Raw genomic sequence first — 22,241 nt, forward strand, 5'->3', positions numbered from 1 at the left:
GACCTTCCAAAAATGTTGTTTTAAATGTTTTTCAAACGCATTTACCATCGCTGTTATATCAATTTCACCGTTGCTCTTTTTAAAATTGTACTTGCCAGTAGCAATATGCGCCCATGCAATCGGTGAAATCCGGGCAAACTTATTAATAAGCTCCTGACTTACACCCTCGGCGAGCATTTGTTCATACACAATGTTCAAAATAATGCTGTTATACGCAATGATGCAATTCGCAACCAATCTTACAGATTTCGTTTTTTTAATTTTGAAGGACTGATTTTCGTCACGATTAATTCGATTGGTTGTTCTCTCCCATGCACGGTCTAATTCATCCAGAACCTCATCTAAACGTTCATCGCAATAAACAGGTATTTTTTTATAGCCAAATTCATTGGCAATTTTTTCAGCATCATCAACCACTGATTCAGCCACCAAATCATGATCAACATCACAATAGGTCACGCTATCGTTACAACAGAGCAAATTTTTATCTAACCGGTGATACATTTTTTGATATACAAAAAACTCAAACAAATGCGGATCGATTTGTTCATCGTTCGCGGTTTTCTTCAAATAGGCCTAACAGGTGAATTACGAGAAGATGGAAAGAAACTACTTGGAGTGTCATGACTCAAAATTTATGAAAAATATTTTCGCGATGATAACTGCTTAGAGTAACTTTTCGTTCCAATGATTGTCACACCCCTATTTATACGGGTCCAGGTTCTAAATAAAAACAGTTTACAAGTTGTCAACAGGCTCTATTTATGTCCTACCGCAGTTAATAATATTATATATTTCTCTGTTCCATTAATTTTGAGAATAGTTCGCAACTCATCATCATAAAATGCGCCAACCGCGCAAGTACCTAGTCCACGCGCTTGTGCGGCAAGATAAGTGATTGCTCCACCTATGCCAGACTCTAAATTAGCATATCTGTAATCTCTTTCTCCATGGAGTAGGCCTATCTTATTCAAATCAATACTCCATGCGATAACAAAAGCAGCTCTTTCAAGAAGCTCCTGAGAAAGTCCAGCCTCATAGATCCTTTTTGAGAAATTGCCAGCTCTGATTTGCTCCAAAGCTATTTTTTCAGGAATATATCGATATACACCTTTTGATAAGCCTTTTACATTGCTAACAATAGTATATAATTCAACCCTCCTACCCTCTTCGACAATATGTGGATTCCTAAGCGGAGCAAATGACTGTTGAAGTATCCCAGTAAAATCTTCAAGACTAACCTCTTGTTTGGAAAACTGCCGAAATGATCTGCGATTTTTGATAATGCTAAAAACATCCTCATCTGCTGCCGAACCATCGGGTAATTGAATCAATGCGTCATCGGCTGGTATTTCATTGAGGTTTTTTTTCATGTTGATTTTTGGAATGTTCCTAGTCCCTATTTTCCATTGCACCGAAGTTACTTGATATGAAAGACGAGTTAGTTCAATATCTTGAATCTCCTTAGGTAAATCTGCTACTGTAAATTGTGGTATTTCTGTAAGTGCAGTTAGCTTGTTCTTCCCAAGTACAACCATGGATAAAACACCCTCATCTTGTTGTGATAATCCTAGAACATTTTTCATTTTTTCATCGTCAAAAAAAGCGGTGCTTATATAAGGAATCTGCATTGATGATGCTACAAGAGTAAGATTACCCAAAATATGTCCTGCATCTGGCAGTATGTATCGGAAAGAACGCTCATAATATTTCCAATTAGTACGATCAAAATTGGATGCAATAATAATAATGGCCGAAGCGTTTACATGGATGTCCCTGTAAGGACTGGCATCAGAAAGAGATTGAAGTGATTCTTGGTTACTAATTTTTGTCAGACTATGATTTGCCGGATGATAATAATAGATACCTGGACTAAGTCCTTCCACATTGATTACAGCAACATACAAATCATTGGGGTATAAAGCACCTGCAGATGCGGCAGCCCGTAATAATAATTGTCCTCCGGGATAGTTTAGTGTTTTGGTCACCCCATCTGCATAGTAAAGTACATTAGATAAACTCTGTATATTTAAAGTTACTGCAGATTTTGATACTTCTTGGGACAAACCCTGGGTAAGAGATGTCCCTGAACGGTTGCCTGGTTCCGGCAAAACAACAACTGGATGATGAGGATAACTTTTAAATTCATCAGGTTTGAAAAAATTAAATCGAGGACGAAATCCACCACGACGCGTGATATCTCCTTGATGATGAATATAGTTAATAGAGTTTATTTTTTCTCCTCTGGATTTAAACCAAATACGTTGGCTGTTCGGTATTTCTGGATTACTTTCAATAATAGTTGTAGTTGCTGGGGTCATAAATTCATATACGATAACAGTAATAACCAAGTAGCTGATTGCAATTAGGTTAATTAGAGCGATCTTTCTGACCGAAGGTTTCCATTGGGTACCTGTTTCGTCAAGAAAAACAGAAGGACTATTCTTTTTAAGCCACATAAGAACGAGTGGGAACTGAAACCAAAGATGAACAGCAACTAAAAACAGCAAACAATAACCAAATAAATAATGTAAATCAAAAGCCGGTAAATCCATTCGTGCTACCCAAAATAACCCCAATCCGGCGGTAATGAGCAGATAAAAAATTAAATAAATTGCTGAGATCATATTAATGTCTCTTCGTTTCATTGGACGTCCAATGACGGCGCGAAAAAGCAAATAAGCAATCATCAAAGTAATGGGAAGAGAGAACCAAAAAAATTTATCCATGGTCTATATTTGTTCCGAAGCTTTAAGCGTAAATGTAAAATGATCACTTTATTTAAAAGAGTAATGAATAAAGTAGACCGATTATTTTTAATAATCAACAATGAGGTGAATAGGACAATAAACTTTATTGGTAATGCTTGGATTAAAATCCCACGAACTAGCTCCTATTAGTCAAGCCTATGCAACAAGTTTTAAGAAAGTAAGATAACTTACACTGCGGGGGATGGAAATTTCCATTCTTTCTGCCTGTACACTATTCGCTTATTATTTTCTTTAGAAAGAAATCCCACTTCTTCTACACTTGTTTGACATAGCCATGTAGTTAATTTTGATGGTTTGTGACTATGAAAAGCCTTCGGTGTAAATAAAGCAACATTTTTCCCCTACATACTGGGCCCCCCTTTTTTTGGATTTGGATTAACATCATCAAAGTCACTGTCAGATGAAAAAGATGGCCAAAATGAAAAAGGCTTGCTTGTTGTTTTTTGTTTTTCCTTTTCAGTTTTCCATTTGTTATCTAAGTTAATTCCATCAGTTAATGCAGCGCTCAAATTTTGTTGGATAAATTTAGCAACATTGGAATAAGCTGAAAGTTTATTAAGGCCTGATTTTAATGCTTCTATATCCTCATCTTGACTAAAGTTAGTTAGTAGTGTACGAACTTCATTCAATGCTTTTTTATCCGAAAAATCAAAAATACCGAGTTCTTCCTTGTATGCGTAATCAATAAACTCTTTCAATTCCTTAATTCTTTTCTGAGGTGTTCTAGGTTTGTAATCTTCAATATATTTGTTCATTTCAATGAATAGCTCTGCTAATCTTTCACTTCGAGTTTTTTGTCCTTCGATGATTAGTTCGCAATTGGAGAATTGACTTATATTCTCTAAAGCCTCTTTGACAATAGCAAACATCTTACCTGTTTTTGTATCTTTTTTTCTGTCTTGACATAGGTAGTTGATTTTAGATCGTAATGAAGAAGAATACTCGTCCCCATTCCAAATAAGATCAGTATACATCCTTTCTCGTTCCCATGAATTATTAGCAGTAGCAGCCTCTATAGCTAAAATCAGTTTCATTACTCCCATGAGAAATATTTCAGCAGCTATATCACCGTCTTTGCCGGAGCCAAAATATGTAACTGATTGCAAATCCTCTGCTACTTCTTTTAAATTTCTTGACATGATATATTCCGCAATCATTTTTTGGACGCATTTTGGTGGTATAGCCTGAGGCGATAACACTGGAGGTGTGTCCTTATTCGTCTTAATCTTATTTTTTAGCTCTTTCATAGCTAATAGAAATGTAATGACGGCTTGATTCTTGTCTTCTTTTGATTTCATAATTTTTTCTCCACTATCCACAATAAATTAAAATTGGTCATGTTATATTATAGTTCCAGTTTGAATATTATAAGATCAATGAGTCTTGGGTTTGACCTGATAGATCAATTTAATGGAAGTGTAAAAGCCTATCCGAAAAATCGGTGGTATAGCCCGATCCAGATCGATTTTTCGGATAGGTTCTAATAAGATGAACCATGGTTTCAGCATTAATGACACTGATCTAGAGAACATGGCCCCCATCAACTTCAAAGACTTTACCAGTAATCCAATTAGCCTTTTCCGAAGCAAGAAATAAAGCCATATGTGCAATATCATTTGGTGTGCCTGGTCTTTTTAAGGGAATATTGCTCAGCAAATAGCTCCATAAATCTGGGTTGCTAGCAGCAGTATCTTCATTCATTCCCGCCTCAATAACACCAGGTTCAATAGTATTTACTCGTATTCCATATTTTGCTAAATCCAGAGCAGCATGTTTAGTCCATTTATTTAATGCTGCCTTTGAAGCTCCATAACCAATACCTTTAGGCATGGTTATAGTTCCACTTATTGATGAAATATTTATAATGCACCCTTTATTTCCTCTTTCTGTCATATTCTTAGCACAAAGCTGTGTTAAATAAAGTGGAGAAATACTGTTTACCTGGAAAACTTGTTGCATTTTTTCTGGAGGCAATTCAAATATCGTTTCACGAGATGACATTCCAGCATTATTTACTAATATGTCCACATGTCCTAAATAATTAATTGCTTGTTCAGCAAAAATTGGAACTTGATGCATTTCAGAAAAATCAACATGGAAGGCTTGAGCATTTCTCCCTATTTTTTTAATGGATTGAACGGTTTCCTCTGCACCTTTAGAGTCATTATGATAACTAATGACCACATCAGCTCCTTGCTCAGAAAAAGCCAAAGCTATTCTTTGCCCTATGCTGCGGTTCGCTCCCGTAACTACTACCTTTTTATCTTTAAAGTCCATAGAGTCCCTCGTGATAATCAGCTAAAAACTTTTACAAATCATACATGTACAATAAATACAATTACTGATAAACTGTCAAGTAGGATAATAATACGTTACAAAAAATGGAATACTTATGCGTGTCATTTCATATATCTTGTTATTTTTTCTTAGTATTGCAACTGTCCATGCTGAAATCAAAATAGGAACTATACATTATTATCCTCCTTTTATTATTAATAAATATCAAGGATTTGATATTGATTTAATGAATTACCTTTGTCAAAGGATGAAAATCAAATGTTCTTATACTCAAATGAATGAGAAAGAATTATTTCCAGCGTTACAAAATCAAAAGGTTAATCTAATAATCGCTGGTATCATGATTTCCCCTCAAAGAGAAGCAAACTATTTATTTAGCCTGCCTTATTTACGTAGTCGAGGTGTATTTATCGTTCCCAAACAAAGTAATCTGAAACAGATAACCGATCTTAATGGAAAGAAGGTTGGCGCCAGTAATGACCTCAATGGAGAGGTTTTTATCGACTATTTGCAAACCAGGTTTCAAAATCGATTGAAGATTAAAAAATATGATTCTGTTGATGCTCTGATAAATGCTTTAGAGAATGGTTCTTTATCCGCTGCATTTGTTCACGAATCCTATGCAAATTATTGGAATAATAATGGTCTAGCCAATATTAGAGTATTGGGTCGGCCCAGGAGTGTTGGAGATGGTGTAGCCATAGTAGCTATGCCTGAAGAGCAGGATTTAGTCGAGAAGATTAATAAAGAACTGCAAGGTATTGAAAATAATGGCATCTATCTAAATTTATATAGAACTTATTTTGGTAATGATAAATAATTAGCTTTTCGTGAATTATTCCACGATCTCGCCTTTGAATAGTTGTTTGCCACCAGGCATGGCATTTTTTTCAGTTATAGAGAAAAAACTCAATCAAGTTGTCATTTTTGCTCAATTTTTGTCTAATATTAAAGTAATAACAGTTCCATGAAGAATAGAAATGTTTCTACGTTTCATTTTATATATTACGCTGTTTCTTTTTTGCATCTCCAATGCTTGTGCTGAAGTTAAGATTGGAATTGTTTATTATAACCCCCCTTTCATTATCAATAAGTATGAAGGATTCGATCTTACATTGATGAACACGCTTTGCAAAAGGATGAAGCTCAAATGTACTTTTGTGCGAATGGGTGAGCAACAATTATTTCCTGCACTAGAAAACCGAACGATTGATTTAGCTATTAGTGGTATAGTAATTTCTCCTCAAAGAGAAGAAACCTATTTATTTAGTTTACCTTACTTGCTAAATCATGGCGTGTTTGTTGTGCCACCCCAAAGTAATCTGCAACACATATCCGATTTAAAAGGAAAATTCGTAGGGGTTAAGAACAATCAAGATGATTCTGTTTTTGGTGAATATTTGCAATTTAAATTTAGTAATCAATTTCAAATTAAACAATACGATACTACTGAAGATATGTTTCGTGACTTAGAGAACGGTTTTTTGGATGCTGCATTTGCTCATCAAGAAATTGTTAATTATTGGTACGAAAATGGATTTGCCCGGTTTAAAATTATTGACAGACCCCATCTTGTTGGATATGGCATAGGGATTGTGGGGCTTCCCGACAAACAAGATTTAATAAATAATATCAACAAGGAATTACTAGAAATTGATAAGACTGATTTTTATCTGAATTTATACAAAACCTATTTTGGTAATCAATAAGGTCGTAACAAAGCATTCAAAAAGTGGAGTGATTCATTTTTATGTTTCTTACCCGATTAATATTTCACTAATTTCATACAATATCAATTTAATTTGATTGAATAAATGGGCTAATTATTCCATTTTATTGGTTAGGAGGTCCAGTTAATTTCAGATCCCATCGTTTCCCATCTATTGTGTAAACTCTTAAAAAGTAATGTCCAGATGGAAGAATTATTATCTTTGTTGGAGGTAAGGTGATTTCTGCTTTGGCACTTTCCGGTGCAATTAAACCATACATATCTACGCCGATTTTATTATAATCATAACTATTAAGAATCGCAGATTGTGGTAAAAGACTTAGTTGGCTTGCTGTCCAAATCTCAACCTCATCTTTGGTGTTGTTGAGCAGCTCTATGCGCATAATATAGCTGGGAGTACTACTCGGACCTGAGTTTACCGTGATAGTAAAATGGACTGTTCCATCTTTTTGTAGTTGTCCCCTAGCTAAATCAAGATGAAATACATCCGGATTAACGGGGCCTGCATGGTAAGGTGTAAACACCGCACCTCGATAATAGTTATATGTGCCCACACTAAAGATCGCAGTAAAGATAAAAAAAATCAAGGCAGTTTTTTTAATCGTTGCATAAGCCCATGGACCACTGTTCAAAAATTGGAACCACGATTTCTGCGCTAATTGTGGGTGACGTTTTATAATCCATGCATCAATAGAACAGACTGTGCCCCCCGTCAAAAATAAAGTTAAACCCATTGACAAATTTGAGACCGCCATGGTCCATTCATCAAGACAAGTACTTCCCTGCCAACCAAATAATATCATTAGGACAATACTAATAAATACCGTTAGCATGGCAGAGGCGCGGGTAAAAAATCCAAATATCAGTCCAAGTCCACTGAGAAGCTCCACTAAACTGAATAAGATAATTGCTGCATAAAGAAAAGTAAAATGATGCAATAAAAAGCTAACTACCGGACTTAAATCAAATAAAGCACCCGGCATGGCAGATTGAATTTTATTTGCCATCCATTGAGTTGAATAAGGATCGATTTTTTGGGGAGCATAAATAAAACGCCGAGATCCTCCTCCCCAAAAAATCCAACCCTGAACAAATCGAATAGAAAGAGCCAACCAACCAAACATCCGCCATTCATAAATATTTTTAGTTGCATCTTTGTAGTTAAGCTCCATTATTCTTTGTTCCGAAATTAAAACTTCATCATATATGATTCAACCTTATCCTTATTAATTTTCTTAACAAGGTCTTTGCTCAACCCTGTAGCACCTTCAATTGTACCCACATCGAAATGTTGAACACCATTCATTAGAGTAATTTCATTGATTAGATCAACATGATTAAATCCTTCATAAACCTCCAAGTCATCATTACCAATATTTAAGAAACTATGGAAATTTCCTACAGGGATTGAAATCAAATCTCCGGGATGAATGACTGAGTGATAAACTTTTCCATCATTATCCATCATAGTAAAGAATGCTTCACCTTTGAGTACGAATAATAAGACATCCCCAGAGGTATACCAATGTGGGATCCGTAATACCTTAGGCTTCATTATTGTTCTTTGAATTGCCATTGCTTTCATATGCGGATTAACCGTTGGATCAATCCGTGTAATGGATCCTAAATCAGATTGATATATCGGCTTGGTAGTTATAAAGCTATTTGATAGTACGCTGTATGTATCTGCTTTTATTGAAGATGCTGCTGGATCAAAGGCGCTTAATTTATTTACAGTTGTATTTTTAATTCCAGCTATATCACTTTCCTTAAGTCCCACGGCGCGTGCAAGCACCGCATCAGGTAATGATGCCCAAGCAGTTAAGAAATCTCTATCTGCTGCAATAGGAGAGTCATAAACAACAAGGAATTTCATCTTTTCCGAGCCCACATTTTCTAATGAATGCAGTTTCGCTATAGGAATTATCCAAGTACCGTTTTTTTCAACTGTATAAGTCTTTGTATTCCCTGATCCTTCCCATATAGTAACGCGCATTTTTCCACTAAGTACCGTACCTATTTCTGTTGCATTAGAATGCCAGTGCGGAACTCTCATAGCATCATTAACTACTTCATAATAGAAAAGTAATCCTGAGTTATTAGCCTGTAATTGATTTGCTGTTTCAGCAATTCTAATTCCAGCACTATTTTTATCAATTTGTCCCTGAGTAAATAAATTAATCCTATAAGGAAATTCTGCAGCTATATTTTGTTCCTCATCCTTTAATAACTGTTGAATTTTAGGATCAGAACTTAATTGGGTTGTTTGTGGTCCTAATGAGGTGGTTTCATCACTGTATGGTGCTGCTTGTACTTGCAAAGGCATGAGTCCAGTAAGAAAAATAGTACCAATGATCGTTTGTCGAGTCTTCCCTATCATCACTGCTCCTTTAAATAAAAATAAAATACACTGAATTGATACCGGATACAACTCTTAACCTATTGATAAATTATAAATACAGAAAGAAGTTGATGATGACAACTTTCTAATAATTATGTTATCTATGCATTTGTAATGAATTCAATTTAATACTTTGCTAAGATATACAAATAAATCATTTTTTGACCGAAATGTGCTTTGGAGTTAATTAAAATGACTGATAAGATACGAAAGGGCTTTAGCAAATCGATTGACTGGAATGTAACAACTGATAAAAAAAGAACAAAGACACTCAGCGAAAATACAAAAACAATCGCCAAAGAATTGGATAAAAACCCTATCCCTGATAATAATGAATTAAATCCACAAAAGAAACAATAATTTTGTCTGTTGGTAAATTTGTTTTCACTAAGAGGTTGCATGAACCTCATGTTAGTTCAAATGGATTCACATCGTTCGGATCTCATACATAAAGAGTGAATGTAAAAATTGTCAACGCGCCCTAGCCCTAAATATTTTTAGATATAAAACTTGCTTTTTATTTATAAAAATTTATTATCTTGTAATCATATTTTAGAAAAGGAATTGCTCATGATGTTTTTTAAAAGATTGATCACCCCGAATACCCTTAGTAAAATAATTAAAAAACCCTCTGCTTTTAAACAAATGGATTGGTCTTTAGTTAAAAAAAATGAATATGATCAACTAAGTAGGCCTGTCCAAACGATTGTGAAAGAACTTGAAAATACTTCTTCAACAGATGCTCAAGGACCGACATTAAAAAACTATTAAAAAATAGAAAACCGTCCCTGGTATTGCTTCTTACAATATGGTACAGAAGCTTGAAGGTTTTTTAGAGGTTAAAGTATCTAAGACTTCAAAGTGTTCCGGTGCAGTTAAATGCAGATCCTTGAAGTGCTTTTCATCTAAAACGTCAAGAGTTCCTTCTTGAACAACAGCGACAATATTTTTCTCTAAATTATTAATTGCTGTTGATGTAACATCTGGACGAACAAAAGCAATTTTAGCAGAACCAAATTTGCTTGGATCAATTACTCTTTTAATACTACTTAAAATTGAAAGATCTGCGTTTTGGTAAAGTTCTTGAAGATTAGTAGCTTTACTATTGAGTTGGCTTTGATTAATGAAATCTACATATTGTAATAGATTTACTATATAGATTGTATTGGTTTCACAATCTACAACAACAGCAGGTTTATTCTCCTCAAACTCTTGTTCTTTATCCTGTTCTTTGCTGAATTTTTTCTCAATAGCAAGCTCGTTATTTATCACACTAATAATCACCTTTTTAGACTGATTTTCTTGAATAACGAGTGGAAATCGTTCACTAACACTGCGATATGAACTTAATACATACTCTGGAGGAGTAACAAAATCATTATTTTCAATTCCTCTTTTAATAACACCCTCAACTGCTTTCTCGGGCTTTCTTGTTGAGACAGTGATTAAATAAGTACCATCTTTTTTTAAGCCTATATCAAGCCAACTAGGCCATATATTGCACATTTCTTTGAATACATTAGGTACTTTTTTATTCTGATTCATACGAAGTAATAAGAACTCTCCACTCATGTTATAAGTCACAACAGCTTCATCATGAGTTAATGTTCCAATATGCTTTTTATGAGTTCCCTTAACGCACTCATCATCATAATAAATGGTTCGCTTTCTATCAACAGTAAGAAGTGCGAGCTCGTCTAATGCATATCCAGTTTGTTTCTTTAATTGCAAAGCAAAGCTTTCTGTTGAAATCGATTTACCACTTCCAGGTCCTCCGGCCATCAATACTGTAAAACGCTCTGGATAACTTGTTAAAGGCTCTGGTGCACCAATAAAAGTATTCGCTGCAATTGCGGATACTAATGGCAATGATTCAAGCTTACCTGTATCAATAAGGGACTCAATTTTGTGTTCTGTAATAGCAAATAATTGTTTATCCATTTCTTGTTTAAGCAATGCATCTGCTACTCGTCTTACAGCTAACTCCATTAGTTCAGAGTCAGATAAAGTAATAGTCTCTTTTTCTCTTCGTTTTATGAGTTCCGCTTTGGTTTGGTTAAAAAAATGATGTATCTGTGGATGTTCCGCTTTTGTATCGCTATTAGTTACAATCGAATGAACCCAATCAAAATATTTTGCCCGCTGCATCAACATGTTTAGAACAGGAAGCTCAGGAACTATGTGTTGTGCATGGAACTCTCGTACAAATTGACCAAAATCATTATTTTTAGGAGGGGTTTTTACTAATAGAGGAATTAAAGCTCCTGTGAGTTGTAAGGAGCGTCGTTCCGTTTCAAAAACCATCAAATTACCGATTGATGACCCTTCGTGACCGTTGTAACGTCCAAAACCTTTCAGCATTTGTGTTAATTCTTCTTTCTTCTGGACTGAGTTTTTTAATGCTGTAAACTCAACAGAATCATCTTGAAATATATCTGGAAATGATTTTCTACCTGATAATAGTACTGTTTCAATTGAACAAGAACTTTCGTTGAACTTCTTCCAATTATAATCAGAATAAAACCGCACAATACTTGTATTGGCGCCTAAATATAAGTTTCTGGATAGTTTTGCAAATTTATTTAATTTAGTAAACATGATATACCCTCTTCCAATCGTAGTGACATAATACCCAAAATATATTAATTAAATATTAAGCAGAGGGATCATTTTTTTTCTTATATGTTTTTTATATGCATAAATTATCCTAAATTCAGCAGTTGAATCGTAGTGAGAGAGTCTAATGTGTTGATTTTTTCAGATTTTTTTATCGAAGGTGTATCACCCATACGGTGGGATGAAAAATCAGAAAAATAGCCAGAAAAATCAGTGCGGTAGGCACTCGAAGTAGGTTCAACTGCTGAATTTAGGATAATGCAACTTGTAGTTTTTAAGAAATTTATTATAAACAACAGAAAGAGAGTATTAGCTTATATCAAGGGATTTTGGTAGCGTTGTAAATAACGAGTTGCTAAATGATAAGAAGCATAATCGGTAATATGCCCAGAGTCCCGAAATACTGGTATGCCATTAATATCCGCATTACATTGGCCTTCGATGCATTGCGCCTGTTTAGGATCAATGATGATTAATTGGGTATATTTGTTTTTAAGCCGTAAAAACAAATCATCTTGCCAATTTGATTGCATTGCAAAATCACATTCTTTAGGCTTGTATTTTTTTCTTAATTTAATGTGATTCAAAAAACAATGGTAAGAATCATTTATTACAATTGTTTTGAGTAAAACAGGAGTAGCGCCAGAAGTAATAATAATTTGCAAGGCATCCTCCAGAGCTTTTTCGATTCTTTTTTGAGTAGACTCAACAGGTTCATTGGTAATGAGTTTACCACCTAAATACCCATCCCAATTTTGTCCTAGGATCACAAAATCATAATGATTGTTCTTGATCATTGTATAATAGCGTTTAATTTGTTCATGACATGCCGTATAAACCTCCCTATTCCAATCATATTGCTCGATTCCAGGTAGTGAAAGGCAAGCAGCGGTTGTATGAGCCAAAATAGAGAGATTCGCTTTTTTGGCGAGAGCATCCATAAACCCCCACAAATGATTCGCATGCGAATCACCAAACATGAACCCAGTCCTCGTATTGGAGTTTTTTGCCCCAAGAACACAATTAGTATTTATTTCAACGCTCTTATCTTGAAGACACAATGGTCTGAGTGGATAAGAATATTGTTTTAACTGCTTATTAATTCGTGCCATTTCCGTGAAGCGTTGGGGGTATCCTTCCTGTTTTTTGATCGCGTAGTCACCCATATGAATTAAGACAATAGGAAGTATACATAAATAGATTAAGCTATAAGCAAATCTAATAGTGTGAAACTGTCGTGCTGGTTTTTCAATAAATCGCCAAGAAAAATAAGCAATAATAAAGGTTAAAGCACCTGCGCATAATAAAACCGGTGTTGTTTCTTCAATTTTTAAATAACGAATAAAAACGAATATAGGCCAGTGCCAAATATATAATGAATAAGAAAGCAAGCCGATGAATACGATTGGTTTCATAGAAAGCACGCGTGTTAGAATTGTCTGAGGATGATTTCCTCCTGAAAGGATAAGTATTCCTGTTGCACAACACAGAACCACAGCATACCAGTTTGGGAAGCCTCTATTAATAGGTGCATGCATTGCTATATAAAATAAGATGCAAACAGCAGCAATATTTAGACCCTCAACAAGATGCTTATTTAATGAACATGTATTTTGCCTAAATGCGATACAAGAGCCAATTAAAAATTCAAAAACTCGACTCGACAGTTGATAGTAGTTTTTTGCCGGCTCTTTTACAGAAAAAAATAACGCTACAATTAAAAAAAATAGCGTGAGTAAATAAGTGATTCTTGCAATATACTTTTCGTTAACGACTCGATACACCCCATAGATCAGTACAGGGAGGATTAAATAGCATTGCCATTCTATAGATAATGACCAAGTATGTACTAATGGTAATTGATTTACATTTGGTGAAAAATAACCTTTTGTTATTCTTTCAAAGAATATATTTGAAAGAAATAAAGAGGTTTTTCGAGCGCTCTTAGAGTATTGAATCAAATCTTCAGGCAAATAAAAAATTAATGTAAGCAACAAAGTGCTTACTATCATGCAAATAAATATCGGTTGTAACCGCCATAATCTTCGACTGTAAAAATCAATGAAAGAAAAACGGTTATTTTGCAAAGAATTATAAATAATATTGGTGATTAGAAAACCAGAAATAACAAAAAAAATATCAACGCCAATAAAACCAGAAGGAAATAAACTAAATCCTGCATGAAAACAAATAACAAAAAAAATTGCAATAGCTCTTAAACCATCAACATCGGGTCGATACCTCATTGTATGTATATCCACTCACTATTACACTGTTTCTTCGATTTCTTTGATTTCTTAACAGTTATTGTCCAATCAGGGCCTGAGCCAATGTGGTGAACTTTAGCAAAATTACCTTGATTTCTTGCTAGGGCTAACTGAAGCAAACTATTTAGATAAAGTAAGTCTTGATCTTTTGAAGTCTCGCCAAATGTATTCTGATATATTAATAGACCTACGAATCTGTTTTGATTTTTTTGATAGATTCTCACTTTATAGCATGTATTTGGCTCAAAATCATATTTTTCGAGTAATTGCTTATCAATATTAGTCCAAAGATTTCCATATTGAGGATCAATAATTACTACTGTACCTCGTAAGTTACCATTTTCGATAGTTGGTTTTTGATAAGGGATTTTTACGATAGGTTCATTAAGCTTAGGTCCAACCTCCTCAAAAGAAATTTGTCCAGAAGCTAATTTTGCAGCAGTATAACCATATACATCTCTACCAAAAAAAGTGTATGAGGCGCCGGATCCTGCTAAGCGATTCTTAGTTTCATCGATTTCTCGTACCTCTTTAATTCCAAATTGATCATCAACAAGAGTTAATGTTCCATTATCAGGGGTTACAAAATATTGTCCATTATTGGTTAACGCAACTATAGAACGACGCTTAGTGCCAACTCCAGGATCAACCACGCTTACAAATACAGTATCTTTTGGCCAATATGGGGCTGTTTGATAGAGGCGGTATGAAGCATCCCAAATATTATAAGCAGGTATTTCATGGGTTAAGTCTGATATAATAAGTGAGGGATCAACAGTGTGCATAACCCCCTTTACTTCGCTCACGGCACCGTCTTTAGTACCAAAATCACTTTGAAATACTATAATTCCTGATTTAGCCCAACTCACTGATAAACAAAGGAAAAGACTCAGTAAAAAACTAATTAAGCCATAGAATATACTTTTTATTCGTACCATTAATGAATTCATTTATTTTTAAAGTTATCTATAATAAACATCTGATAGATTATGGTCTATACCAAAAACAATTTTTATTTCAATCCATCAAAAATTCATATGAGCTATACTCAATAAAGAAGGTAGAGCCTATGAACTTGAAAAGACAGTATATTAAAATAGCGGAAGGTGTTTTTTTATCTTTATCGCTGGAATTAGCCTATCCAATCTTTAGAGAAGAGGCCGCGCAAGCTGTTGCGAGCCAATCCCAGGTACTCAGGACAAAAGATCTTGTGGATGGTAATTGGCTTCCTGATATTATTGGTTTGCCCAATGAAGAGCAGGTTGAAAGTCTTACCAGGCATGTTGCTGATGTGATGGCAGAAGAGCAAGATAAGAAATGTAGCGCGATAGACTATAATCTCAGGATGGTTGTTTTTCAAAACTTTGTAATTTATCAACATATGGCAAATGCACAACATCATTATTTTAAAGAGAAAATGATACTAAAATATGCTCACGTTCTTGCCATGATTTTAAAAGAAAGCAGTGGTGATCCAACTAATGTCACAGACATGAGCGGCCGCTCAATATCTACCAGTAAACCTAATACAAATTTGCAACGTTGGAAAGATCTCTTAAAATTATCAAAGCAAAGTGGAATTAAATTTAATGCTCAAACTAACTTTGGATTGACCCAACTTTCAGCAGACAGATTATTTATTGCCTTTAAGTTAGCCCACGAGGGGCATGGCAAAGATTTTCTAGAAGGGAAATATGGTGATGCAACTTCCAAAAAAGTGATTTTGGATACCGCCATAGCCATTCGTAGATTGGTTTGGTTTTACCAGGATTTTGCTCAAGGACGATTACAACAAGAGGACGGGCGTATTCATCAAGAAGATATTTACAAAACTGAGTTTAATGAAAGATATCAAACTGGTTTAAAGATGGCCCTTTTGTATTGTGGTACCCGATTTTTGTTTAACGTTGATAATCAATATATTTGGAGCAATGAACTTTCAACCTTTGAAAATGCTATGGCTTCTATTGCTTATTGCAAATTGGGTAATTCACAATCAGGATATGGTAAATATCAAATTGATGAACGATGTTTTGCCGAATGGGTAACTTTATGTCCGGCTTTAAACATAAATATAGCCCTCCTTACACCGCTTAGTTATTTTCAAACCAGAGGAAATAAACCTGTTTGTATCGATACATTGAAGCGGCTGCTTAATAAAGAACCCAATAATTAGCGTAAGAGCTCACGGAGGATGGTGAATCTTGGCCAGAACGGACAGGTTCAACCTAAACCCAACATAACCGTTCTCTGAATCAGTACACAAAGCCTGATTTGTTAATGCTTCTCAATGTCATACCCGGCGATGGATGGGCATGCATAATCACCATCTTCAGAAGATGTTTGAACATTCTTTCAATAAACAGCACTATCCAACAAGCCGTTTAATTTCATCCGAAATATCAGCAAATTTATGAAATAAACCATTATCTAAATATTCAGAAATATATTCACCTTCTGATATATTTTTCAATATAGCATCAGTACTTGAAAATATGGATGATAAAGATTTAATTTCCAATTCTACATTTTCTGATCCTTGATGACCTTTTCTTAGTTTTTTATATTTATTTATTTTCATCAAAATCAAACTGATTTCATTCCTCTTATTAGGAATAGGCTTTGAAGAAAGAAGCGCTTGGTTGATTTCTTCTATTATCGGATCAAGTCGTACTAGTAGTGCTTGAGTCTTTTTGTTATCTTCATCATTGTTCATTATAATTTCCTCATTATTATCAATTATTATTGGATGGTCTAGTAGCTAAATATCCAATAGCAAGAACAGCAGTAACACCAATACCAATACCAAAGGCACGAACCATGTTATAAAGAGTGGATGATTGTGATTCTTTTTTTAGATTATCTTTTGGAGCAGTATTCTCTACTTCTTGCTTCTTCATTCGCTCTAGAAAAGCTTCCGGTCCAGTACCTACAGCCTTGCGCGCAGCTTTTCTTTGCTCAGTTCCTACATGTTCTAATTTTTCCAGTGCACTATTATAGTGCTCTTTTTCTTCATGACTTAGGTTTTTCACTACATTCTCGATATCCGTATTTGATGTCTTTTGACTTTGCTCTTCCTCTACTTTTTCTAGCACGTTTTTTTCTTCTTCTGTTAGATCTGCTTCTGGAATTTCTGACAATGCAATACGCGCGTCTTCAACAGCCATTTTAGCGGCTAACACTACAGGGTGGTCCTTTATTGTGTCAGGGAAGCCCACTTTTTCAGCGCCAGAAGCTATAGCAAGAAGTTGACCCCATGTATATCCATCTACTTTAACCCGTTTGATTTCGTCCCCTTCAAAATCACTGCCTTCGCAGCCAGGCATAAACGGTTCCCCTTCCCGGCCAACTCCATCCACAACAGCGATCCCGCCCCGGTTAATGAATGTATCATAAGTTATATCGTTTGTGTGATCCTCGATCCACATATGTTCAGGAGTCATACTTCCCTCTCTGAAACCACCGCAAAGATACATGTCATCGACAGGCAATACTGTTTCTTCATTTTGTCTAATTTTTAAAATTTCTTGCATGTTTTCATCGCGTTCTTCGCTGCGCTCCATTTCGGAAACTATCGCATCCTCTTCACGACTGAGTATTTTTTCGAGGCCGACCTGTATATATTCGTCGTTCACCTGCGCGGCTTTTTCCCATGAGGTTGGACTCGCAATGGCAAACACGTGACAGGATATACCTGGGTCATATGAGGGTTCATTTGTGTTATCTCTCCCCGTTATTGCTCTTTTAGGTGGTGTATATTCTTGAAATAGTGCGTTATATACTTGATTTGCTGTCGGATTTTTAGGCATAATGCATCTCCTAATTTATCAAATTAAAGTAATATTGTTTTTATTATAGTACAATAAATGAGAGACAAACCGGTTATGTTGGGACCTACAGTTCATGGTAAAAATTGAATTATCAGCGAAGATTTGTCTTATACTAAAATCTTTGTGATCCAACTTTTTAATTTATTATAGTGAGATCCTTCCCAATAAATTTTTACAAGATGACATCGCATAAATGTTTACGATCTTTAACTGTGTTTTTTTGATTCAGAGTATAAACAAAATATATTTTACCCTTTAGGGAGAAAATCATTTAACTCTTCACAAAGCGTAATTGTAGAGTGATCATGTCGTTTGATGTGTACCGAATACGGCAATACCCTGCCTACGAAACCAATATTCATCATTCTCTAAAAGATACGGCTTAAGCTCAGGAATATCATAAATATTTGCATAACCAGTGGTGACAAAATAACGTTTTCCAATAAGATAAAAATCTTTAGTCTCTTTAGAAGGACTTACTATAATACGACCATTAGGAATGATTTTAATCAGTTGTTGCATAAACTGTATTATTTCCCTTTCCTTCTCAATTCCATTTTCAACACCTAAAAGGTAGGGAACAAATGCAGTATCAAAACTCTGCTTTTTATGAGTTACAGTAATTTTATCTACCGTACCTACATAAAATTGAATTTTTTTATCAAGCTCATAGTTCTCCTCTGTTTTCGTTTGAAGGGCTTTTTGCACCAAGGCCACCATATAATGAATATAAGCTCGTCTTAATGAATTGGGATGCAGAACCCAAAATAAAAAATGAACCCAATTCCCTTTGGGTAAATTGACTAAAGAGGGATACCAATACGTAAGTGAGGTGAATAGCTCACCAATTGATGCCTGAGGATTACCTTGAACATCATATTCCCGATAATGATAATATTTTTTAAATGCTTTCATCCATGCAATCGTTACAGGATCTTTATCATAAGCAGTAACTGATTTTGCTCCCGCTTGCGCCATTAAAAAACTACTATTTCCATGGCCAGGGATCACTAAAACATTTTTCCCTTCTATATCAGCTCGAATGTTGTATCGATTCTTTCGGTTTCCAATTAAAGCAGAGGATAAATATCGCTCTGCGCCCATTGGATATATTTGTACCTCTTTATTATCAGAGAGTCTTGTTACTCGCCGCTCTAAAATCCATTCTTTTTCTTGCTTGCTTAAAATCGTTTCATAAGCGTGCATAAATACTTCCTGCTCTTATTGTGATTGATTTAACTTTAATGGTTTTATTCTTCTTTTTATAAATAGATTTGACTTTAAATAACTCAAGTTAAATTCTGCTGCAACTTTTCTCCCCAATGCTTGCGAAGGTTTTTCAATAAATAGATGAAGAAACCAAGAAAGCATCATTGCAATAGTACTGACCATAATTAAAGATAGTCCTGTATTAATCCCTTTATCTAACAGAATGCGAAGAAACACATAACCACTAATACAATGAATAATATATAAAGGATAACTAATATCTGCTAAAAACTTAAAGAGTGGATTTGTCTTAAAAAAATAAGGAAAAGTATAAGCAAACATAAAGGTTAATAATGCTAAAGCATAACTCCATGCTAAAATTAAGTTCTCTGAATAAGAACCCACCCACCAAGCAATACAAAATAAAAAAAACAAAAAACCTATTAGAAAATATCCTTGATTCGGCTCAAGCTTATGACAATAAAGATAGTGAAACACAACACCAAGAAACATAAAAATGATGTATTGAGAGGGCAAGATAAAAACGCTACTCCAAATAAATGCAGTAAAATTACTTATTGCCCATTCAGGAAGCATATAAGAGATATAACAGTTTATAAGAAAGAAAAGTACAGGGATAAAAAATACCTTAAGTGAGTATTGACGAAACCAAAATCTCAATAAGGCTACCAACACATAAAATTTCATTTCGATTTCTAAAGTCCAAATGATTGAATCAATATTTTTCGTCCCAATGATGTCCCGGATTCCAGGAACATAGTGAATGATTATTTCTTGGGATGCGTAAGGCCACGAGGTTAAAAAATATTGGGTTCCTAAAAAAAGAACAAATATAGTGATACTAAACCCCAAAATATAAGTAGGAATAATTCGTAAAAAACGACTCACTAAAAAGCCTAGGCTAGTTGTTCTTTGTAATGAAAAGGGAATGACAAAACCGCTAATCAAAAAAAATAGACCTACGCCATAAGAGCCCCAATCAAATAAAGAAAAGTTATTGAACCATGATATATAAATGGGTGTACTATAGTTTTCTGAGTCAAGTAATGGCGCATTGATTAAGTGAGCTACAGTATCTCTTTTATACCAAAAGGTGCTGAAATAATGAGAGAGAACAACAAATAGAGCGGTAATCCCACGTAGTGTATTCACAAATTCAATCTTAGTTCCGGATTGTATGTTTTCTTGCACGCTTACCTGGCCTAATTTTTTAGATGAATCTTGTTCAAATTATTTATTTCTTTGTTGACTAGAGTTTTAAATTGCTTTGCTTTAAGTTCCTTGGGTTGATTGCCCACACTATTGATTAAGACATTCATATAAGTTCTATAACCAATGTTTGTTATTAAATTATTGTAAGCAGGTATATCTAATTTTTGTAAAGACTTATTTTCTTCAGGCATCTTTGGTTTTATTCTGGGCTGAGATTTCTTTTCATAGGAGTATGCCATTTCAATTAGTTTCCCTTCGCTGAATTGTGTTCCGATTAATTCCACACCAATAGGCATTTGATGTCGATTATATCCAAAATTAATTGTAATTGCTGGTAGACCGGAATTGGAAGAAACAGGTGCAAGCCATGTGTTCACTTCATCAGGATCATAAGTTGCAATGCCTACCGTACTGATGGGCATTAATAGAGCATCAAGTTTTTGTTGTTTCATTATTCGTTCAACGTATGTTCTATTTTTTGCAAATACCGCTAATGCTTTTTCATACTTAGGTCCATATTTAATGGGCATTGATGCAAAAAATTTGATGCACTTTTGAACTTCACCAAAAACTCTTGTCCTATTTGAATCACATAAATCTTGGAAATTTTTACGTACTGAAGGATAAGAACTTAGATAATGATCGACATCTTGTCTCATGCCCGCCATGTTAGGAGTGCGATCGGTGTTGAACTCAGGTAAATTCACTTCATCAATGATGATAGCTCCCGATTTTTTCATCCTATGTAATGATTGTCTAAATAGGTGTACGATGTCATCGGGCATATCTTTAAAGACATTTCTAGTTCCAACCTGATGTACAATTCCTATATGCTTTCCAGTTAACCCATCTTCATTTAAGTAAACTGCATAAGTTTTTTCTCTTGGAACATTTCCTATTTTCGCGTCATCTGGATTTACTTTTGCAATAACATCCAAAACAGTTGCAAGATCTTGAACTGTTCTAGTTAAAGGCCCAGCGGTACCATCCAAATTTCCAGAAGGAAAGATGCCACTTTGACTAATTAAACCAGTACTAGGTCGTAAACCGTAAACTCCATTAAAAGCCGCCGGGATCCGAACGGAACCACTATTATCTGTGCCAATTCCAATCACCGCAAAGTTAGCGCTGATCGCAGCTGCAGATCCTCCACTTGAACCTCCAGGATTGTTTTCCGTATCATAAACATTACCAATTCGCCCAGTTCTACTGCTGATACCAAACATACCTGCAGCCAACTCATCCATTCCCCCTTTTCCTAAAATAATTGCTCCGGCTTTTCTTAACTCAATTACTAAAAAAGCATCCTGAGTGGGTTGATTACCTAATAATGCTAAAGAACCAGAAGTTGTAGTTGCATCATAAGTATCAATATTGTCCTTTAATATAACAGGAATACAATGCAATGGCCCCATTAGCTGTTGCGTATTTGCATGCATTTTATCGAGTTGCCTCGCTTGCTCAATTACATTCTGATTAATTTCTGAAAATGCATTAATAGGTGCAAATTCTGCCGTACTCAAATTGTATTTTTTAATTCGTTCAAGATAGAGATTAACTAATTGCTCGCACGTTAATTGGTGATTTTTTAGTGCATTATGAATTGAGTTAATCGTTGTTTCTTCTAAAGAAAATAAGGAATTTTTAGGGATAAAATCAACATTATCAGCCTTAACAACATAAGATAGAAAAAATAATATTGAAAAAATCAATGAAATAGCCTTATTCATCACAAAAAGCCTTTTACATTCAATAAATTTCGTACGGCTTACCAGTATAATGCAATTTGATAAACAAACATAAGAAATCTTTCGCTTGTAACGAATAATGATGCTACATTATGGGTTCTGCTATTTTTGGCTGATCGAAAGCAAACTTTTTCTAGAT

Annotated in this window: 19 protein-coding genes; 5 read left to right on the forward strand and 14 right to left on the reverse strand. The window is 34.8% G+C overall.

Features of this window, described 5'->3' with window-relative positions; genetic code table 11:
* The 4 genes from Lgra_RS09750 to Lgra_RS09765 all read right to left on the reverse strand — a co-directional run.
* Window positions 1-570, reverse strand: a 570-nt coding sequence (locus tag Lgra_RS09750) for a Tn3 family transposase (RefSeq protein ID WP_131743515.1), incomplete at its 3' end; no start/stop codon positions are given.
* Window positions 571-758: 188 nt separating this feature from the next.
* A complete protein-coding gene (locus Lgra_RS09755; RefSeq protein ID WP_058499059.1) occupies window positions 759-2,729 on the reverse strand; it encodes a SagB/ThcOx family dehydrogenase in 1,971 nt (656 codons plus the stop codon).
* Window positions 2,730-3,112: 383 nt separating this feature from the next.
* A complete protein-coding gene (locus tag Lgra_RS09760) occupies window positions 3,113-4,069 on the reverse strand; it encodes a hypothetical protein (protein ID WP_058499060.1) in 957 nt (318 codons plus the stop codon).
* A 223-nt stretch (window positions 4,070-4,292) separates the two neighbouring features.
* Window positions 4,293-5,048 (reverse strand): SDR family NAD(P)-dependent oxidoreductase, encoded by a 756-nt coding sequence (locus Lgra_RS09765; RefSeq protein ID WP_058499061.1) that lies wholly within the window; start codon window positions 5,046-5,048, stop codon window positions 4,293-4,295.
* 115 nt (window positions 5,049-5,163) lie between these two features.
* On the opposite strand from Lgra_RS09765, the gene Lgra_RS09770 reads away from it, so the two are divergent.
* Together Lgra_RS09770 and Lgra_RS09775 are read left to right on the forward strand one after the other, a co-directional pair.
* The gene (locus Lgra_RS09770; RefSeq protein WP_058499062.1) at window positions 5,164-5,889 is read left to right on the forward strand and encodes a transporter substrate-binding domain-containing protein; all 726 of its coding nucleotides are present in this window, start codon (window positions 5,164-5,166) and stop codon (window positions 5,887-5,889) included.
* A 160-nt stretch (window positions 5,890-6,049) separates the two neighbouring features.
* Window positions 6,050-6,778 (forward strand): transporter substrate-binding domain-containing protein, encoded by a 729-nt coding sequence (locus tag Lgra_RS09775; RefSeq protein WP_058499063.1) that lies wholly within the window; start codon window positions 6,050-6,052, stop codon window positions 6,776-6,778.
* A gap of 124 nt (window positions 6,779-6,902) precedes the next feature.
* Here the strand turns inward: Lgra_RS09775 and Lgra_RS09780 are convergent, their stop codons facing one another.
* Entirely contained in the window at window positions 6,903-7,970 is a 1,068-nt protein-coding gene (locus tag Lgra_RS09780) for a TQO small subunit DoxD (RefSeq protein ID WP_058499064.1), read from the reverse strand.
* 17 nt (window positions 7,971-7,987) lie between these two features.
* The gene (locus tag Lgra_RS09785) at window positions 7,988-9,178 is read right to left on the reverse strand and encodes a cupin domain-containing protein (protein WP_058499065.1); all 1,191 of its coding nucleotides are present in this window, start codon (window positions 9,176-9,178) and stop codon (window positions 7,988-7,990) included.
* A 213-nt stretch (window positions 9,179-9,391) separates the two neighbouring features.
* Here Lgra_RS09785 and Lgra_RS17995 point away from each other — a divergent pair, with 213 nt between their 5' ends.
* Both Lgra_RS17995 and Lgra_RS09790 read left to right on the forward strand, forming a co-directional pair.
* A complete protein-coding gene (locus tag Lgra_RS17995) occupies window positions 9,392-9,559 on the forward strand; it encodes a hypothetical protein (protein WP_165482859.1) in 168 nt (55 codons plus the stop codon).
* Window positions 9,560-9,769: 210 nt separating this feature from the next.
* Window positions 9,770-9,970 carry a hypothetical protein gene (locus tag Lgra_RS09790; protein WP_058499066.1) on the forward strand — a complete coding sequence of 67 codons (201 nt, stop codon included), beginning with the start codon at window positions 9,770-9,772 and terminating at the stop codon, window positions 9,968-9,970.
* 30 nt (window positions 9,971-10,000) lie between these two features.
* Here the strand turns inward: Lgra_RS09790 and Lgra_RS09795 are convergent, their stop codons facing one another.
* From Lgra_RS09795 to Lgra_RS09805, 3 genes are all read right to left on the reverse strand, one after another.
* Window positions 10,001-11,797, reverse strand: coding sequence for a hypothetical protein (locus Lgra_RS09795; protein WP_058499067.1), 1,797 nt, complete (start codon window positions 11,795-11,797; stop codon window positions 10,001-10,003).
* Between the two features lie 332 nt (window positions 11,798-12,129).
* The gene (locus Lgra_RS09800; RefSeq protein ID WP_058499068.1) at window positions 12,130-14,061 is read right to left on the reverse strand and encodes an acyltransferase family protein; all 1,932 of its coding nucleotides are present in this window, start codon (window positions 14,059-14,061) and stop codon (window positions 12,130-12,132) included.
* Window positions 14,058-15,020 carry an SAM hydrolase/SAM-dependent halogenase family protein gene (locus Lgra_RS09805; protein WP_058499069.1) on the reverse strand — a complete coding sequence of 321 codons (963 nt, stop codon included), beginning with the start codon at window positions 15,018-15,020 and terminating at the stop codon, window positions 14,058-14,060. The genes Lgra_RS09800 and Lgra_RS09805 overlap by 4 nt, the downstream gene beginning before the upstream one ends.
* Window positions 15,021-15,151: 131 nt before the next feature.
* On the opposite strand from Lgra_RS09805, the gene Lgra_RS09810 reads away from it, so the two are divergent.
* Window positions 15,152-16,258 (forward strand): hypothetical protein, encoded by a 1,107-nt coding sequence (locus Lgra_RS09810; RefSeq protein WP_058499288.1) that lies wholly within the window; start codon window positions 15,152-15,154, stop codon window positions 16,256-16,258.
* Window positions 16,259-16,450: 192 nt separating this feature from the next.
* Here Lgra_RS09810 and Lgra_RS09815 read toward each other — a convergent pair whose 3' ends face one another.
* The 5 genes from Lgra_RS09815 to Lgra_RS09835 all read right to left on the reverse strand — a co-directional run bounded on the left by Lgra_RS09815 (window position 16,451) and on the right by Lgra_RS09835 (window position 22,084).
* The gene (locus tag Lgra_RS09815; RefSeq protein ID WP_058499070.1) at window positions 16,451-16,798 is read right to left on the reverse strand and encodes a hypothetical protein; all 348 of its coding nucleotides are present in this window, start codon (window positions 16,796-16,798) and stop codon (window positions 16,451-16,453) included.
* A 19-nt stretch (window positions 16,799-16,817) separates the two neighbouring features.
* The gene (locus Lgra_RS09820) at window positions 16,818-17,891 is read right to left on the reverse strand and encodes a hypothetical protein (protein ID WP_058499071.1); all 1,074 of its coding nucleotides are present in this window, start codon (window positions 17,889-17,891) and stop codon (window positions 16,818-16,820) included.
* Between the two features lie 324 nt (window positions 17,892-18,215).
* Window positions 18,216-19,118 (reverse strand): hypothetical protein, encoded by a 903-nt coding sequence (locus Lgra_RS09825; RefSeq protein WP_058499072.1) that lies wholly within the window; start codon window positions 19,116-19,118, stop codon window positions 18,216-18,218.
* A 15-nt stretch (window positions 19,119-19,133) separates the two neighbouring features.
* Entirely contained in the window at window positions 19,134-20,294 is a 1,161-nt protein-coding gene (locus Lgra_RS09830) for an acyltransferase family protein (RefSeq protein ID WP_238584416.1), read from the reverse strand.
* Window positions 20,295-20,344: 50 nt separating this feature from the next.
* Window positions 20,345-22,084 (reverse strand): amidase family protein, encoded by a 1,740-nt coding sequence (locus Lgra_RS09835; RefSeq protein ID WP_058499074.1) that lies wholly within the window; start codon window positions 22,082-22,084, stop codon window positions 20,345-20,347.
* Window positions 22,085-22,241: the final 157 nt, after the last annotated feature.

Source organism: Legionella gratiana (assembly GCF_001467695.1).
Lineage (GTDB): Bacteria > Pseudomonadota > Gammaproteobacteria > Legionellales > Legionellaceae > Legionella > Legionella gratiana.